The organism is Actibacterium sp. 188UL27-1 (assembly GCF_016901225.1).
Lineage (GTDB): Bacteria > Pseudomonadota > Alphaproteobacteria > Rhodobacterales > Rhodobacteraceae > 188UL27-1.
On sequence record NZ_JAFEUL010000013.1, the window covers coordinates 70,760 to 86,012 of the forward strand.

The 15,253-nt window shown below is 56.0% G+C and carries 15 protein-coding genes; 6 read left to right on the top strand and 9 right to left on the bottom strand.

What is annotated here, in order from left to right:
- The first annotated feature begins 31 nt into the window (after nucleotides 1-31).
- A complete protein-coding gene (locus IU397_RS16070) occupies nucleotides 32-1,180 on the top strand; it encodes a Gfo/Idh/MocA family protein (protein WP_370541706.1) in 1,149 nt (382 codons plus the stop codon).
- Here the strand turns inward: IU397_RS16070 and IU397_RS16075 are convergent.
- The 3 genes from IU397_RS16075 to IU397_RS16085 are packed head-to-tail and all read right to left on the bottom strand — an operon-like array spanning nucleotide 1,177 to nucleotide 4,537.
- Nucleotides 1,177-2,322 carry a hypothetical protein gene (locus IU397_RS16075; protein WP_204415703.1) on the bottom strand — a complete coding sequence of 382 codons (1,146 nt, stop codon included), beginning with the start codon at nucleotides 2,320-2,322 and terminating at the stop codon, nucleotides 1,177-1,179. The two genes, IU397_RS16070 and IU397_RS16075, sit on opposite strands and share 4 nt — an antisense overlap.
- Nucleotides 2,319-3,338, bottom strand: a complete 1,020-nt coding sequence (locus IU397_RS16080) for a glycosyltransferase family 2 protein (protein WP_204415704.1) — start codon at nucleotides 3,336-3,338, stop codon at nucleotides 2,319-2,321. The genes IU397_RS16075 and IU397_RS16080 overlap by 4 nt, the downstream gene beginning before the upstream one ends.
- Nucleotides 3,332-4,537, bottom strand: a complete 1,206-nt coding sequence (locus IU397_RS16085) for a glycosyltransferase family 2 protein (protein ID WP_204415706.1) — start codon at nucleotides 4,535-4,537, stop codon at nucleotides 3,332-3,334. Before IU397_RS16085 ends, IU397_RS16080 begins: the two co-directional genes overlap by 7 nt.
- Nucleotides 4,538-4,663: 126 nt before the next feature.
- Between IU397_RS16085 and IU397_RS16090 the strand changes: the two genes are divergently transcribed.
- Nucleotides 4,664-5,896 (top strand): polysaccharide biosynthesis/export family protein, encoded by a 1,233-nt coding sequence (locus tag IU397_RS16090; RefSeq protein ID WP_204415708.1) that lies wholly within the window; start codon nucleotides 4,664-4,666, stop codon nucleotides 5,894-5,896.
- Here IU397_RS16090 and IU397_RS16095 read toward each other — a convergent pair.
- Together IU397_RS16095 and IU397_RS16100 are read right to left on the bottom strand one after the other, a co-directional pair.
- Nucleotides 5,893-6,861 (bottom strand): glycosyltransferase family 4 protein, encoded by a 969-nt coding sequence (locus IU397_RS16095; RefSeq protein WP_204415710.1) that lies wholly within the window; start codon nucleotides 6,859-6,861, stop codon nucleotides 5,893-5,895. The genes IU397_RS16090 and IU397_RS16095 overlap by 4 nt on opposite strands.
- Nucleotides 6,862-7,244: 383 nt before the next feature.
- Nucleotides 7,245-8,189, bottom strand: coding sequence for a glycosyltransferase family 2 protein (locus IU397_RS16100; protein WP_204415712.1), 945 nt, complete (start codon nucleotides 8,187-8,189; stop codon nucleotides 7,245-7,247).
- Between the two features lie 183 nt (nucleotides 8,190-8,372).
- Here IU397_RS16100 and IU397_RS16105 point away from each other — a divergent pair, with 183 nt between their 5' ends.
- The 4 genes from IU397_RS16105 to IU397_RS23960 all read left to right on the top strand — a co-directional run bounded on the left by IU397_RS16105 (nucleotide 8,373) and on the right by IU397_RS23960 (nucleotide 12,809).
- Nucleotides 8,373-9,353: a glycosyltransferase family 2 protein gene (locus IU397_RS16105; RefSeq protein WP_204415714.1), complete on the top strand. Its 981-nt coding sequence runs from the start codon at nucleotides 8,373-8,375 to the stop codon at nucleotides 9,351-9,353.
- 8 nt (nucleotides 9,354-9,361) lie between these two features.
- Entirely contained in the window at nucleotides 9,362-10,444 is a 1,083-nt protein-coding gene (locus tag IU397_RS16110) for a Gfo/Idh/MocA family protein (protein ID WP_204415715.1), read from the top strand.
- 367 nt (nucleotides 10,445-10,811) lie between these two features.
- The gene (locus IU397_RS16115; RefSeq protein ID WP_204415717.1) at nucleotides 10,812-11,549 is read left to right on the top strand and encodes a sugar transferase; all 738 of its coding nucleotides are present in this window, start codon (nucleotides 10,812-10,814) and stop codon (nucleotides 11,547-11,549) included.
- Between the two features lie 357 nt (nucleotides 11,550-11,906).
- On the top strand, nucleotides 11,907-12,809 hold the full coding sequence (locus IU397_RS23960; protein WP_204415719.1) for a glycosyltransferase family 2 protein: 903 nt from the start codon (nucleotides 11,907-11,909) through the stop codon (nucleotides 12,807-12,809).
- Here IU397_RS23960 and fmt read toward each other — a convergent pair whose 3' ends face one another.
- The 4 genes from fmt to def (IU397_RS16140) are packed head-to-tail and all read right to left on the bottom strand — an operon-like array spanning nucleotide 12,810 to nucleotide 15,215.
- Nucleotides 12,810-13,709 carry a methionyl-tRNA formyltransferase gene (gene fmt / locus IU397_RS16125; RefSeq protein ID WP_204415721.1) on the bottom strand — a complete coding sequence of 300 codons (900 nt, stop codon included), beginning with the start codon at nucleotides 13,707-13,709 and terminating at the stop codon, nucleotides 12,810-12,812.
- The gene (def, locus tag IU397_RS16130) at nucleotides 13,706-14,203 is read right to left on the bottom strand and encodes a peptide deformylase (RefSeq protein ID WP_204415723.1); all 498 of its coding nucleotides are present in this window, start codon (nucleotides 14,201-14,203) and stop codon (nucleotides 13,706-13,708) included. The genes fmt and def (IU397_RS16130) overlap by 4 nt, the downstream gene beginning before the upstream one ends.
- Nucleotides 14,193-14,687 (bottom strand): peptide deformylase, encoded by a 495-nt coding sequence (def, locus tag IU397_RS16135; RefSeq protein WP_204415725.1) that lies wholly within the window; start codon nucleotides 14,685-14,687, stop codon nucleotides 14,193-14,195. Before def (IU397_RS16135) ends, def (IU397_RS16130) begins: the two co-directional genes overlap by 11 nt.
- A gap of 6 nt (nucleotides 14,688-14,693) precedes the next feature.
- Nucleotides 14,694-15,215 carry a peptide deformylase gene (gene def, locus IU397_RS16140; protein WP_204415775.1) on the bottom strand — a complete coding sequence of 174 codons (522 nt, stop codon included), beginning with the start codon at nucleotides 15,213-15,215 and terminating at the stop codon, nucleotides 14,694-14,696.
- Between the last annotated feature and the right edge of the window lie 38 nt (nucleotides 15,216-15,253).

Genomic DNA, 15,253 nt, shown 5'->3' on the forward strand with positions numbered 1-15,253 from the left:
GGCCTTCCAACAGCGAATAGGATCTGATTGCGTGACCAAAGTTGGCATTGCCTATGTCGGATGCGGGTACGTGGCTGACCTGTATCAGAAGACCCTTAGCAACTGGCAAGATACGCTGGATTTGCGCGGCGTCTTCGATATCGATCCAAACCGCCTAAAGGTGTTCGGTGATTTCTACGGCGTCCCAACCTACACCGATGTCGACACTCTGTTGAACGATCCAACTGTGGATGTCGTTGTAAACCTCACCAACCCCGATCAACATTATGCAGTCTCGAAGCGGTGCTTGGAGCACGGCAAACATGTCTATTCGGAAAAACCCTTAGCGTTGGATCTTGAGCAAGCCAAAGAGTTGATTGAAACGGCCAAGGCAGCCGGCCTCCACATCGTATCGGCCCCATCCAGTACCCTGGGTGAGGCGGCACAGACCCTAATCAAGGCTGTTCGTGACCAGGCTCGTGGAACGCCGCGCCTGATTTATGCAGAAATTGACGATGGCCTTGTCCATCGCATGGGATACCAGAACTGGCGGACAGCATCGGGCGCTTTATGGCCGGCCCGCGATGAGTTTCAGACAGGCTGCACTTTGGAACATGCTGGTTATGCCCTGACTTGGCTGGTCGTCATGTTTGGGCCGGTCCAGCGCGTCGTGTCCTATGCCCGATGTCTGATCAAAGATAAGGGGCCCGACACTCCGCAAGCTTATACGACACCCGACTATTCCTGCGCGTCCTTGGAATTTGCCAACGGCGTTTCCGCCAGATTAACAAACAGTATCATTGCGCCCCACGACCACACGTTTCGGGTGTTCTGTGACGATGGCATCTTAAGTCTGGATGAGACCTGGGATTTCGCTGCAAAGGTCAGATCGATACCGGTTGCAGAGACCAGATTACACCGTCAGTTTCAAAAGATCTTTGGCTGGGATCGTGCCAAGATCCTGAAACCAAACTCAAACCGCAAGATCGCCACAGCGCGGCGGGGTTACCACATGGATTTTGCGTTGGGCGTGGCGGAAATGGCGCAGGCGATCCAAGCAGGTCGCGCTCCGAGACTTGCCGGTAATTTCTCGTTGCATATCACGGAAGTGTCTCTGGCGATCCAGCATCCGGAGCGGTTTGGTACGGAGTACATTCCCCAATCCACCGCGCAATCTGTGGCCCCCATGGATTGGTCCTAGGGCGTTTTCATTTGAGCAATCGCTACCATCCGCGGAATGATATTGGCATCCTGAACAAAGGTGCTCCGCGGGCAATCCAGCAATTTTATCTGTTGTTCGTGTACCATATTGCGGTCTTTGATCAGACGATCAACGAGGTCGGGTAAGGTTTGCTCAACCGGATCGTCGACCAGAAGGCCCGCATTGTTACGCGTCAGCCAAGCTGCCGTTTCTGTTCCCGACGGTGCGAGGGCAGGCGTCGTGAAGTAACCGCCTTCGTAGACGCGGTTCGGTAGAAGCCAGACAGAGTTTGCGCCAGCCTCGTACCAATCCCCGGCCCATACGACATCAACCGCGCGATAGATTAACTCCAGATCGTCAGGTGCCTGATACCTGCCTCCGTACGTCACGTTGGGATAGGGTGCGATCTCGCCTTCGAAATCAGGGAAAACACCCAGTGCAGGATATCCTCTGAGGTAGATCAGCACGTCATCGGGAAAGCGTTTTGCCAAGTCAAGCAGCAGATCAAGCGACCGGCGGCAACGCAGATTGCCGAACCAACCGATGCGCAAGGGCCCGTCTGATGGTGCGGATGGTTGCGGCCGCTCGGGTAGCCCTTCATCGGCGACCAACCGGTTTTCGATCAGGAAGCTCCGATATTGCCCTGGATGGTGTACCGCAAAATGCTCGGCTTCAAATCGGGGGGAGGAGATGACCACAAGCGCACTTTGCTGCAGCAACCGCCGTTCAATCCGTCGTAAGATCTTTGCGATCGCCGAGTGTCCGGTCAGTTTGTGGTGGATATCGAGGCATTCGTAGACCAGTGCTGCGTTTAGGCCGAGGCGTCGTTTCACATGGGCGGCCGTGGCCAGCATATCGAGGTTGCGCGCATAAATCAGGCTCGCATCGCGCAGTATGTCGGAATGGGCCATGGCCAGGCGTGCTCCACTAAATATGGAGCGGATGCGATGGAGATAATCATTGTCGCGCGTCTCCCCCAAATCGATCACGGGCCAGGGAGAGGCGAGAACCGGGCCACGATGCGGCATGAAACCCGTCACTTCATAGCCGGATTTCAGGAAAGCATCCGCACGGCGGCGTACAGCCGCATCGCCAGCATTGTGACCAAAGAATGCGATGTGACCGTCTGTGTTATCTGTCATTGAGATGTCGCCTTTCTGCCGGAGGCCGACTCTCGTACCGCCTGTCCGATAAAGCCAAGTCCCCAGGACAGATGCATAACGGCGAGACCCAGACTACCCGCAAACCCACAGACCGATTTGTGCTTGAGCACCATCGCCCCACCGGCAGCCAAGACCACGGCAGTGTAAATGATCGGCCAAGCCAAGCCCGCAATGCTGAAAGGCAGGATCAGAATGCTGAACGCCAATAACGCAATGTGCATTACGGGGATCATTTGGCGCAGCTTTGGCGGGACGCGATGCTTAAAGCAGGTCTGTGCGCGTCCCTGGCCGTATCGATAGTATTGCCGCCACAGCGCCTTAGCCGTTCGCCGCGGAAAATAGTCAATCCGGATCGCGCTTTCGAGCCAGATCTGCTCTCCGCAAAGGATCACCCTTCGATCATATTCGGCATCCTCGTTGGCGATGAAGCGTGTGTCGTAACCGCACAAATCGCGAAAGACCGACATTCTAAAGGCGGCGTGGTGGCCATGGTCGACATATCGCGATGCCACACCGCCGCGATGGGGGGAGCCGCCTGCCCCCAATTTCGTATCCGAAATCCAGGCCAATCCGCGTTGAAAGCAGTCATCGCCCGCTTTTGCATCCATTGGAATCACAACAGAAGCGGCCTGCTTTTCCGAAAATGCCGCGACCAGGTCGGTGACAAAGTTGGTCGGATATCTCGCATGGGCGTCGCAACGAATAAGCACGTCCACCCTGTCGTAGGCCTGGTCCAACAACATGTTCACCGCTGCGGCCTGGGTGCGCCCCGGATTGTTCAGCAAAACCAGATTGCCGTATCGGGTGGTCAGTTGTGTCACCACATCCTGGGTGCCATCGGTGCTTCCACCATCCGCGACAATCACCATGCACTTCGCTGCTAAGGAGTCGTGTTCGATGATCTGTGCCAAAGTTTCGGCGATGTACTCCCGCTCATTCAAAGTCGGAATGATCACTGCAACGGTTGCCGGATCCAGGGCTGTCACATCTACCATTGATAGGCCTCTGGCAGTAACTTATCCCGCTCCACCAACGGTGAGATCGCCCCCTTTGACCCAGCCAATGTGGCGCGGAAGATGAACGCCATGACCCGCAGCGCTTCGGCGTAATCGCGACTCAAATGTGCCATTCGCACGCGCCAAACCGCCCCTCGTGCCAGATTCGCGACAATTGCTTTTCCGATCGGCCCTCGTTGGCGCAATGCCAAAAGCTGACCTGCCACCGGCGAAACAAAGGCTGGTGCGCAGCCATGCTTTCCGGACAAGGCGCGACGTATGCAGTTTTGTTCGACCGTCGATAAACCTTGATCGGCACTTATCCCGGTCGCTTCCGAAAAATCTTCAATCGCAGCTGGCCAATCCAGCCGCCGCGCATAGACACAGGCCCGCTGCAAAAGAGCCGCGCGTTTCACGATCTCAGCTGGCCCGTCGAAAAAGCTCTCGTACAGGGCAAGCGGAAGGCTTTGCCGAAACTCGGCAAAGATGGCGCGGTCATGGTGCAGCCAGACATTTTCAGACTCGCTTGCACTGTGACTGGCCCCCGATGAACCACGGGGGCCATCGTGCTTGCGCTGGTGAAACAAGACGCCATTCACCATCTGCACCGGAAAACGTGCTGCCAATCGCACAAACATTTGATAATCGATGGAGCGTGCAAGATCTTCGCGGAACGGTCCAACTTCCTCAAATGCCGCGCGCCGCACCAGGGCTGCGTTTTGAAAAAAAAAGATATCCTCAAGAAGGTGACGCAAAATGCTGCCGCTGCTCAGATCTGGCCAATACCCGGTATCGGACAAAACGTGCTCGCCGGTTTTTGGATCGACCGAAAAACGGACATGCGATCCAGCGACCATGGCGGCGTCTGACGTGTCCAAGACCGCACCCATGCGCTCCGCCGCGTCCTGCAGGGCGACATCGTCATCATCGCAAATCCAGACATAGTCGCCGGTGGCAAGCGCCATGGCTGCGTTCAATGCCTTGGACTTCCCGCCATTCGCCGCTTCATGATAGGTGATACGGCCCGGGTTTTGACGCGTTATGTCTGCCATCACCTGCGCTGTCTCATCGGTGGAACCATCATTCCATACAATAATCTGATGAAGCGGGCGAGTTTGCGATAACAGGGCCTGAACGGCTTCAACAAGGTATGTGCTGCGATTATATGTTGGCACAATCGCGGTGATCTGACCTGCCACGATGCAAACCCTGTAAATATTTTCAACACAAAGATATTTCCGGGGTATAGAACCAAGACCAGCAGATTTGTCCAGTCGCAGACGGGGCTTTCGCCACTTGATTATGCGAATTTATAGGAGTTTTTAATGCGTTCCGTCCTGTTCTCTGTGGTGTTTTTAGCGCTCTCTGTTTGTACGGGAATGGCGCAAACGGCACCGGCCCCCTACACCCTAGGAGCCGGAGACCGCTTGGACATACGTGTCGTGGTCTGGGCCGAGGTCGCCCGGCAATATGAGCTTTGGACGGCGGTGAGTGGATCTTACGCGGTTCAATCAGACGGTTATGTTCTTGTCCCGATCGCAGGTCCGATTGATGCGACGGGCAAAACACCGGCTGAGCTATCGGAAGACATTTCCGCGGCGTTGGAGATCCGGGCCAACCTGATCGAAACACCGGCAACGTCAGTAGAGATCAGTGAACATCGGCCATTCTATATCATTGGTGACGTGAATCGGCCGGGCGTTTATCCAACGACACCGGGCCTTACCATTGGACAGGCATTTGCCGTGGCGGGGGGCGGCTCTGCTGAGGCCGCCAGTGCTGAACAGGGCACGATGTTGCGCGAAGCCAGCGCCTTGCAGCAGGCCAATGTCGATATATTCCGCGAGACCGTACGCGCCGCCCGTTTGCAAGCCGAGGTGTCGGGGGCGGATGACATCGCAATCCCAAGCGACATCGGCCATCCAAGCGGTGACGGACCAACCGCGCAGGTTGTCGAGGAGGAAGCGGAAGTCTTTCGGTCCCGCAGAGCCGCCTTGAACCTGGAGGCTGAGACACTGGATGAGCTGAAAGGGATCCTTAACAACGAGATTGCCGGGCTTGAAGGAACACTGGATCGCTTGGCAACCCAGTTGGAACTGGCGCGTACCCGGTTCGCCAATATTGAGTCACTGGTGGAAAGCGGTCGGGCCCGCGCCACGCAGCTGGTGGATGTGCAACGCGACCTTTTCAATCTGGAGAACAAAGAAATTGACCTACGCAATGCCATGTTCCGGGCGCAGCAACGCGTGAAGGAGGCCGAGCGCGATCTTGTTGCCTTGCGGACCAAAAGCTCAACTCAATCCGCCGTGGAACTACAGAAGGTCAACGCGGAGTTGGAGCGTTTGAACAATCAACGCGCCTTTCTGCGGGAGGCGATTGCCGAAGGAGGTGGCACGCTCTCTTCGGCAGATGCGGCAGAGATCGAGACGACCTTTTTCGTGACACGGGCCGACGATCCCGAGGGCGACGAGCAGACAGCGGCGACTACGGATCGTTTGAGCCCGGGTGATATCCTGCGTGTCTCCCAGGTGCTGGTTTTGGACCCCGACGGATCCTAAATCTTTGGCTGTGGCAATGCCGCTGCCGTTTCCAGATACCCGATAAGTTCGGTCTGGCTAAGACGGCTCTGTAGGGAAAGTTTGGTGCGGGCCGCCAGCTTATGACGCCGATCCGTGTCATCCAGCAGGTCCAGGACCGTTTTGATGAATTCTTCAGGCGTATCGGCTGTCTCCACCAGATCATCCAGCGCATCGCCATAGGCAGGCAATGCGCAGGGCCTGGTCACCACTGACATTCCCATACTCAGATATGTCGCCAGCTTGATGCTGATCCCACTTGCGGCCCGTTCTGGCGCAATACCGACGGCCCTTGGTCCGCCAATATCCGACAGATCGTCAACGCGGCCCAATACGTGCACGCCGGGGTGTTGTTTGTGAACCATCTCGCAGATCTCACCAATGATCCAAAGCTCTGTTTGTGGGCGCGCGTGATGTATAGCAGGCCAGATCTCTTCGAGAATGCATTTGAGCGCATCTTGATTGCCGCCATGACGAACCCCGATAAAGATGACTCGCTCTGGCCCATGATCCTTGGGCGCGATGCCATCTGGTTGCGGTGGTAACCAGACGTGATGTTTGCTTGGCAACTTGCTCCGCAACAACTGCGCCTCTGTCACAGATGCATGGATACAAAGATCCACATGCTCCAGGCGGGCGCATTCTTCGTCCAATGTGATGGTTTCATGGTCGGGCTCCAGACCCACGTCACGGAATGAATTGCTCCGCTCGGAAAACAGGTCATGCAGCAGGACGGCCCGACGCGTTGCCCTGCATCGATCCAGTAAACCGGCCAGCGAACTATATTCGGCAAGTGCAATGTGGGTTTCAGCCTGATTGGCGGTGCGGATCATATCGGCTTGTTCATTTGGATTTGGCGGGCGGCCCAGGCTGCTGGGAATGGCCGGTATCTTGAATTCGGTACGGCCATGCAGGATCCATGCGACCTGCTTGAAGACGCGTTGCATCGCGCGATACCACACGGCTGGTCGGGTCGAAATATATGTCGCACCGAATTTCAGGGTTCCAGGCCAATGCAGGGATCGCCCGCCCCTGATGAAAACCGGGTTTGGACGGGAAAACGGCTTGCTGCCAAAACCTGCGACCGGTGCCATGACGATGCGTACCCGAAATCCTGCTTGCTCAAAACACGACAGGCACCCGAGCAGATATACGCAGCTTCCAGACAGGACGTCATCCAGCCTGCGGTGTATCAATACTGTAACAATCGGGCGAGTGCGCGTGAAATCGGGACTTGTCGCAGCCTCTGCCGACACGGACATCTGCATTCCACCCCCAACCTATACAACATAAGGAGCCACCTCTCCCAATCGGAGACTTGGACCAAGCTTTACCTCTTTAGCTGTCGATCGACGCGCTTAGTCAGGCTTTCACAAAGCTGGCGCGTCACTCTACCGGTCACGAGGGGGTTACGGATCAACAGCGAAATTGCATCCCCCACTTGACGGTTTTTCAGAAACTGCATTGCTCGTTCGGTTAATATCAGTTGGCTCAACGCTCGATCCCGCGATTGGAACAGTCGCTTTACCTGCGAGGACAATTGACCGGTAAACTGGTTCACAAATTCCTTGTCGGCATTGATCAATGCCGAGATATGCTCGGGATTGGCCCTGTGGGAAATCGATCCAGATCGGACTGTGTATAAGTAGTCAGGTTCAGGGGCGATGAACACGCGGGCCCCGGCAGCCAGAAATGCGAAAATCAGGTGGCAGTCTTCACCGTTCCTAAGTTCGGTATTGTAACGCAGCCCCTTCGCCTCAAGGAAGGAACGCCGGAATATCGGTTTTAGATATCCCAAACTGGGCGCGTTAGGGCGCACCTGGTTGCGCCCCACATACTTCTCCATCGAAACAGGTTCATCATGCTTGACCCGTCGTGGATCAAGAAATGGTTGTACATCAACGGGTTGTCCCGCCTCATCCACACGGCGAAAGTTACCCAGGATGACGTCTGCATTCTGCCGCTCTGCCTGATCGATCATCCGGCGCAGTCTATGCGGCTCCATCGTATCGTCTGCATCAAGCACAGCGACCCATGTGCCACGCGCCACGTCTAAACCGCGGTTGCGCGCCGCGGCCGGTCCGCCATTCACGCGGAGGGCTTCAAGTTCAATATCGGTGCGGGTGCTGAGCCGGTCTTTCAACCCATCGTGGGATGCATCATCAATCACTACGACTTGTTTTGAGACATCCAATTGACAAAGCGCGCTATCCACACTGCGGTCAATGGTCGGATCAGCCTGCCAAGCGGCAATGATCACAGTGATATCAAACATTGAACTCACATACCGGCAGTTACATGATAGGATGGAAGATACATATCCGCTGGCAAAGATATACCATTTTCTAGTGTTTCCAGACCACAGGCCGCCCTTCAGATAATATTCTGAAACACAGTCTCTTGTCAGCTGTCGGCCCGACCGGTTTGGTGTCTGAACAACCGTATTGGATTCGTTAACATGTCGCCGCCCGATATCGCCGTGATTGTCCCGGCCTGGAATGCCGAGGCAACGCTGGAGCGTGCTGTTTCAAGCGCGTTGGCGCAGCATGACGTGTCGGTCCAGGTGATCGTGGTCGACGATGCCTCAACCGATGGGACTTTGGATGTCGCGCGTCGACTGGCTGAGCAAGACAACCGGATCACGGCCTTGGACCAGCCGCTGAACCGGGGTCCGGCCGCCGCCCGAAATAGGGGGCTGGCCGCCACCCAGGCCCGGTTCGTGACGCCGCTGGACTCAGATGACTTCATGGAACCGGATCGGTTGTCGAAGCTTGTGATGATCGCTGAAAGTGGCGCTTGGGACTTCGTGGCCGATGATCTGTACAAAGTGGCAGAAGATGTACCGGACGGGCCGCGCCACCGGCTATGGTCGCAAGATGTGATCGGGATCCAGGAATTGACCTTCCAGCTTTTTGTAAGAGGCAACCTTTCCCGTCTCCATGGCGGACGTGGCGAGTTGGGCTTCATCAAGCCACTCGTTTCCAACCGGTTCCTCCAGGAACATGCCCTGCGCTATGATGAGAATATGCGACTTGGCGAGGACTACGCCTTTTATGCGACGGCCTTGCTCAAGGGCGCGCGGTTCTGCCTGACCGATCCCGCCGGATATGTTGCCGTTACGCGGGCCACCTCTCTCAGTGGCCAGCATTCCGCCAAGGATCTGGGTGCGCTCGTATCTGCCGATGATAAACTGGCGCAACTGCCCAATCTCACCGCCGCTGACCTTGGGGCATTGCAAGAGCACAAAATCGAAACGCGCAAGCGCTGGCACTGGATGCGATTGATCGATGCTGTCAAACAACGTGATATCAGCCGTGCTATTGGTTGTTTTGCAGGGCCGCCGGCCGTTGGTCTATCATTGGTGGGAAAACTTATTGAGCAATTGTATCTGCGGTCAACGCGTCGCGTTTTTGGCCGCCAGGGCAGTGTATCGGAGTGAGATCTGAAATGACCGATCACATTCGCTGGGGCATTCTGGGTGCCGGCAATATCGCGCATCGCTTTGCCCAGGACATGCAACACAGCACCACCGGGGTTTTATCTGCGATTGCGTCGCGGACAGCGTCGCGTGCCCAGGAATTTGCCGCTGCGTATTCTACCTGCCAGGCGTTTGACGATTACGCGTTGATGGTCGCTTCCGATGCCGTCGATGCGGTTTATGTGGCAACGCCAAACAGCTTGCATTGCGACCATGCATTGCTTGCGATCAATGCGGGTAAGGCCGTCTTGGTGGAAAAGCCATTCGCAACGACATCCGCTGAAGCGTCCAAAATCGCCGATGTAGCGCGCACCGCAGGCGTGTTTTGCATGGAAGCGTTGTGGACCCGTTTCTTGCCCACAATGGTCGACATAAACCAAAAGGTTGTGAACAGCGATCTTGGTGGCATTCTGCAATTGCAGATCAGTCTGGGATTTCCACGATTGGCCGAAGAGGGTGACCCAATTACCGATCCTGCCTTGGGCGGTGGAGCATTGATGGATTTGGGCATCTATGGCGTATCGATGGCTGATTACCTTTTGGGGCCATCTACGGTTGTCTCTGCCAGTCAGTCGCAATCGGTCATTGGATCTGCCCGGGATGTGGCTGTCTTGTTGCGTCATGATGGGACGACGGGATCGCCATTAACAACAATAACGGCGAGCCACGGTACAGAGCTGACCAATACGCTTTGTCTTTTCGGGACACAGGGAAAGATCGTAACGGATGCCCCGTTTATTCAGTGCCAGCGGGCATGGCAGCGGCCGGTCAAGATGGGAGAGGGCAGAGGTCAGGTTCCCTCAGCGTCTGGGGTCAAAGGCGCGCTCAAGAACTCTCCGCTTTGGCCAATTATCCGGCGCGTGGGCAAGGCAGTCACATCAAATGACGGCCTCTCTTTCGGACAAGGCTTTCCCGGCACCGGCCTTCAGTTTCAAATTGATGAGGTCGGTCGCTGCGTCAAAGGCCAAAAAACACAAAGTGATCGCATGCCGTTGGCTCGGTCCGTGGCCACGATCGAGCAACTAGAGGCAATCAGCGCAATGGGACGTTAAATTCACGGTTGTCTGACCAAGCAAAAGTTTCGGAATCGTGCATTGGTCAACCATAAATTGAGTACTCTGGTACCGCACAATAAAAACTGTCACCTTTTCAACACGAAAGAACAAACTGTTTCAGCATCGCTGACATATTGCTGCACCGCCAAAAATGGCAGCAATTACACTTATGTTGGCCACATTTGGGGCAAATTAAGGCACCTTGTCAGGTCTGTAGACATTGGCCTTCCGCAAGGGCATTTGCTTTACAAATTCTTACCAATAAGTTAAATCAACAGCATTGAAGCTGTTTACTGTTCATGATCAGGCGGGATGTATCCGTGGTTTTTTCTTGGTTTTCTATACATCCTGAGGGGGCTGTATAATGATGGTTCTTAGGTCGCCCCGTGGCGAGGTTTTGAAAAAAGTGCTGACAAATTCTTCTCATATGAATGATGTGACACCGGTTCGCCAACTTGGTGTTGTACCGTTTCAGTCACGCGTCACGAAAATAGTAAAACGAGCAACGGATATCGTTCTGGCATCTGGCATGTTGATGGTGTTTGCGCCGATCATGCTTTTGATTGGTGTGCTGGTTCGCTTGAAAGGCAATGGGGCGGTGTTTTACCGTCACACCCGCGTCGGTAAGGATGGGCGTAAATTTGGTTGCCTGAAATTTACAACGATGGTGCCTAACGCCGATGTCGTTCTCAAGCGGATCCTGGCAGAAGATCCGGAAATGCGGGAACAGTGGGAACTGGCGCAAAAGTTGCCGAATGATCCCCGGATTATCCCTGGCATCGGGCATCTTCTCCGGTCGTCCAGTTTGGATGAGCTGCCACAGGTGTTCAACGTGCTCTTGGGGCATATGAGCATCGTTGGTCCGCGTCCGGTCACGGAAAGCGAATTGGAAAAGTACGGTCCGTACAAAAATCATTATCTGTCGGTGAAACCGGGTTTGACCGGGCCGTGGCAGATGGGTGGACGGTCTGACACGACCTATGCTGAACGGGTTGCCAAAGATGTTTGGTATGTTGAGAATGCAGGCTTGGTGACTGATCTTCGGATTTTTGTGAAGACTGTCACATCGTTCGTGTCAGGTCGGTTGAGCGGCGCTTGCTGAACGTACTGCGCGTTCAACGTTGAATTAACTTAGTTCGCTTGTCTAACGGTCTGCTGCGCTTGCGTGGTAGACCCGACTTTTGAGGCCCAAATCAGTGCGATTGGAGCACTGAATAACCACGCTGCGATGATCCATAACAAAATCGAACCCCCAATCGTCAGATATCCTGTTATCGACAATGCGACGGACATCAGAAGCGGATATAGAAGGCTGGTCATTTTCATGTCGATCAATCAACTCTCGGTCGTGACGCTGTCGCGGTTGGTACCCTCATAAGTAGTACCACCTCCTTAACGATCAGCTTATTTGTCACTTTTGTTGCGATATTGGCGGAATCATGCCTTCTTTGTGCTGAATATGACCGATGTAACCGTTGGAATTTGTACATTTAGACGAAGTAGTCTGTTTGCAACCCTCAAGAGTGTTGCCGAACAGTCACTTCCGCCTAACGTGCGGGTCAAAATTGTGGTCGCTGACAATGATGAGTCGGCCAAATTGGCAGAATCACTTGCCCAATTTGCCTCAGAAAACGATTTAGATCTAACTTACGTGCACGCTCCAGCGAGAAACATCTCAATTGCTCGGAACGCGTGCTTAAGCGCAGCCCGCGACACGATCCTGCTGTTCATTGATGATGACGAACTCGCAGAACCTGATTGGATCCGTCAACATCTGGCCGCATTTCAAGCCAAAGCCGTCCCGGTGATCTTTGGGCCGGCCCATGCCGTTTATCCCAGTGATGCCCCGGATTGGATGCGCAGCAACAGCTTTCATTCCAATATTCCAAACCGAAACGGTGACGTCGTCGAAACCGGCTTTTCCAGCAATGTCCTGCTGGACATGACAGATGACCGCGTTGGTGAAGAACGTTTCAGCCCCACATTCGGTCGAACCGGTGGCGAGGATGTTGATTTTTTCTTTCGTTTGCACCGCAAGGGGGTCGTGATGGATATCTGCCACGACGCCGCCGTGACGGAACCGGTTGAACGGCGACGTATGTCGTTTCAATGGTTGCTGCGTCGCAGGCACACGACGGGGAAGATTTATGGACATTGCCTGTTGGCGGGAACTGGCACGTCGCGCCCAGTTTTCATGGCCAAATGCCTCGCCAAGGTCGGCTTTTGTGGGGGGCGGGCCCTGATCTCGATCCTGAATAAACGCCGATTGACCTTTTGGATCATGCGGGGCGGTTTCCATGCCGGCGCCTTGGCCGGTGCATTTTCCCCACCAAAGACCGAATTCTACGGAAAGGCGACCTGATCAGGTCAGGTACCGGGGCAGTGTGATCCCGTTCAGAAAATCCTGCGGTGCCATGGCGCGTTTGCCTTGCCGTTGGGCGAGCGTCACTTCGACAGCACCGTCGCCGCACCCGATCGTCAGCCCAGCCAGAACCTCGCCGGGCGCCCCAGAGCCGTCGGCCAGACGGCTGTTCAGGAATTTCACGCGCTCTCCATCAATCATGCACCACGCACCGGGAAAGGGGGACAGGCCGCGGATCTGGCGATCAACCTCCGCGGCTGGACGGGTCCAGTCGATCTGCGCCTCGGCCTTATCGATCTTTTGCGCATAGGTGACCCCGTCTTCCGGCTGGGGCACGGGCGTCAGCTGATCCAGTTGGAGCAGCGTCTCGACAATGGCCTCGCCGCCAATGGCGGAAAGACGGTCATGCAGGCTTGCTGTCGTATCGTCGGCCTGGATCGGCGTGGGCCGCCGCAACAGAACGGGCCCGGTATCCAGCCCCGCCTCCATCTGCATGATGCAGATGCCGGTTTCGGTATCCCCGGCAAGAACGGCGCGATGGATCGGCGCGGCCCCTCGCCAACGCGGCAGGAGGGAGGCATGGATGTTCAGGCATCCCCGCGCCGGTGCATCCAAAATGGCTTGCGGCAGCAACAAGCCATAGGCAACGACCACAGCCAGATCGGCCTTCAGCGCGGCAAAATCCTTCTGCGCCTCTGCCGACTTCAGGCTGACCGGGTGCCGAACCGGCAGCCCCAGAATCTCCGCGCGTTGCTGAATCGGGCTTGGTCGATCCTTCTTGCCGCGCCCTGCGGGCCGTGGTGGCTGTGTATAGACGGTGGCAACCTCGTGGCCCGCTGCCACAAGTGCATCAAGTGCTGGCACCGAAAAGTCCGGCGTCCCCATGAAGATCAGTTTCATCCCCGCCCCTTTGCAGCCTTTTTCAGCAGCATGTCCCGTTTTACCCGGCTGAGCCGGTGGACAAACAGCTTGCCGTTCAAGTGATCGATTTGATGCTGCACACTCGTGGCCCACAGACCTTCGAAATCCTGACACACCTTCAGACCAGTTACATCGATGAAGGCCACGGTGACATCGGCCGGTCTGTCTAGCTTGGCGGATAGCCCTGGCAGGTTTGGGCTCGCCTCAACATGGCTGCGGGTCGTTGTGCTGGTACTCAAGATCTCAGGATTTGCCATACGGATCGCCTTTCCGCGCTCCGTCGAACAATCGACGACCGCCAGTTGCAGCAGGATGCCCAACTGAGGTGCGGCCAGGCCGTAACCCGGCATGGCGTCCATCGTGTCGACCATATCCTGCCAGATGGTGCGAATGTCATCGGTGATTGCATCCACGGGTTCGGCCTTCCGGGTCAGTCGCGGATCCGGCCAGGGAATACAGGGCTTAACCGCCATATCGAGCCTCGATCCTGCGGCGCTGGTCGGCATCGATCCGGTCAAGGGTTACGATCCCGTCCAGATGGTCCAGTTCATGCTGAACGCAAACTGCGGCAAAGCCGGTGAACCGCTTGCTGTGCTTGTCTCCGGTGAGGTCGGTCCAACCGAGCGTTACGGCAGTTGGTCGTTCAACACCGACGGTCACATCGGGGATTGACAGGCACCCCTCCTCACACCGGACCAGATCGCGCGACGCCGTTTTGATATGTGGGTTCACGAAAATCATCGGGTCGGGTTTGCCCTCTTTCCAGGTCACATCCATTACGAAAAGACGAAGCATCTGGCCGATCTGCGGTGCCGCTAACCCACGGCCCGGTGCGTCATACATCGTATCCAGCATGTCACGGGCCAAGGATGTGATGTCATCGGTTATCGCCTCGACCGGTGCGCAGGCCTCAGACAGGCGTGGATCTGGCCAAGTCAGAACGGGGCGAACGGCCATTGCGGATCAGGCGCGCGCCCGCTCGCGCTTCAGCTTTTGCATCTTTCGCGTGATCATCTGACGGCGCAGCGGCTTGAGGTAATCGATGAAAAGCTTGCCATCCAGATGGTCGATTTCGTGTTGCACACACGTGGCCCACAACCCGTCAAAACTTTCCTGCTGTGCGGCACCATCCAGATCGGTCCAGGTAACGGTCACTTCGCTGGGCCGCTCCACATCGGCATATTGTTCTGGGATGGAGAGGCACCCTTCCTCATAGGTGGCCAGATCCTCGGACTGCCAGGTGATGGCAGGGTTGATCAGCACCATGGGCCGCGGCGTCACACCCTTTTCCTTGACGCAATCCATCACCAGGATCCGCTGTCCCACGCCCACTTGTGGCGCCGCCAATCCGATACCGGGCGCATCATACATGGTTTCCAGCATGTCATCCGCCAACTGACGCAGATCCGGTGTGATTTCGGATATTGCGGTGGCGGCCTTTTTCAGGCGGGGATCGGGGTGGATCAGAATATTCAGAACGGCCATGGAGGCCATGTAATCCAGCCACATCGCCCGCGCAACAA

What these genes read in the sequence shown, in the direction of transcription:
- IU397_RS16075 (WP_204415703.1), bottom strand. Translation starts at nt 2,322, where the DNA reads ATGACAGATAACACAGACGGTCACATCGCATTCTTTGGTCACAATGCT.
- IU397_RS16080 (WP_204415704.1), bottom strand. Translation starts at nt 3,338, where the DNA reads ATGGTAGATGTGACAGCCCTGGATCCGGCAACCGTTGCAGTGATCATT.
- IU397_RS16090 (WP_204415708.1), top strand. Translation starts at nt 4,664, where the DNA reads ATGCGTTCCGTCCTGTTCTCTGTGGTGTTTTTAGCGCTCTCTGTTTGT.
- IU397_RS16095 (WP_204415710.1), bottom strand. Translation starts at nt 6,861, where the DNA reads ATGCAACGCGTCTTCAAGCAGGTCGCATGGATCCTGCATGGCCGTACC.
- IU397_RS16100 (WP_204415712.1), bottom strand. Translation starts at nt 8,189, where the DNA reads ATGTTTGATATCACTGTGATCATTGCCGCTTGGCAGGCTGATCCGACC.
- IU397_RS16105 (WP_204415714.1), top strand. Translation starts at nt 8,373, where the DNA reads ATGTCGCCGCCCGATATCGCCGTGATTGTCCCGGCCTGGAATGCCGAG.
- IU397_RS16110 (WP_204415715.1), top strand. Translation starts at nt 9,362, where the DNA reads ATGACCGATCACATTCGCTGGGGCATTCTGGGTGCCGGCAATATCGCG.
- IU397_RS16115 (WP_204415717.1), top strand. Translation starts at nt 10,812, where the DNA reads ATGATGGTTCTTAGGTCGCCCCGTGGCGAGGTTTTGAAAAAAGTGCTG.
- IU397_RS23960 (WP_204415719.1), top strand. Translation starts at nt 11,907, where the DNA reads ATGACCGATGTAACCGTTGGAATTTGTACATTTAGACGAAGTAGTCTG.
- fmt (WP_204415721.1), bottom strand. Translation starts at nt 13,709, where the DNA reads ATGAAACTGATCTTCATGGGGACGCCGGACTTTTCGGTGCCAGCACTT.
- def (WP_204415723.1), bottom strand. Translation starts at nt 14,203, where the DNA reads ATGGCGGTTAAGCCCTGTATTCCCTGGCCGGATCCGCGACTGACCCGG.
- def (WP_204415725.1), bottom strand. Translation starts at nt 14,687, where the DNA reads ATGGCCGTTCGCCCCGTTCTGACTTGGCCAGATCCACGCCTGTCTGAG.
- def (WP_204415775.1), bottom strand. Translation starts at nt 15,215, where the DNA reads ATGGCCGTTCTGAATATTCTGATCCACCCCGATCCCCGCCTGAAAAAG.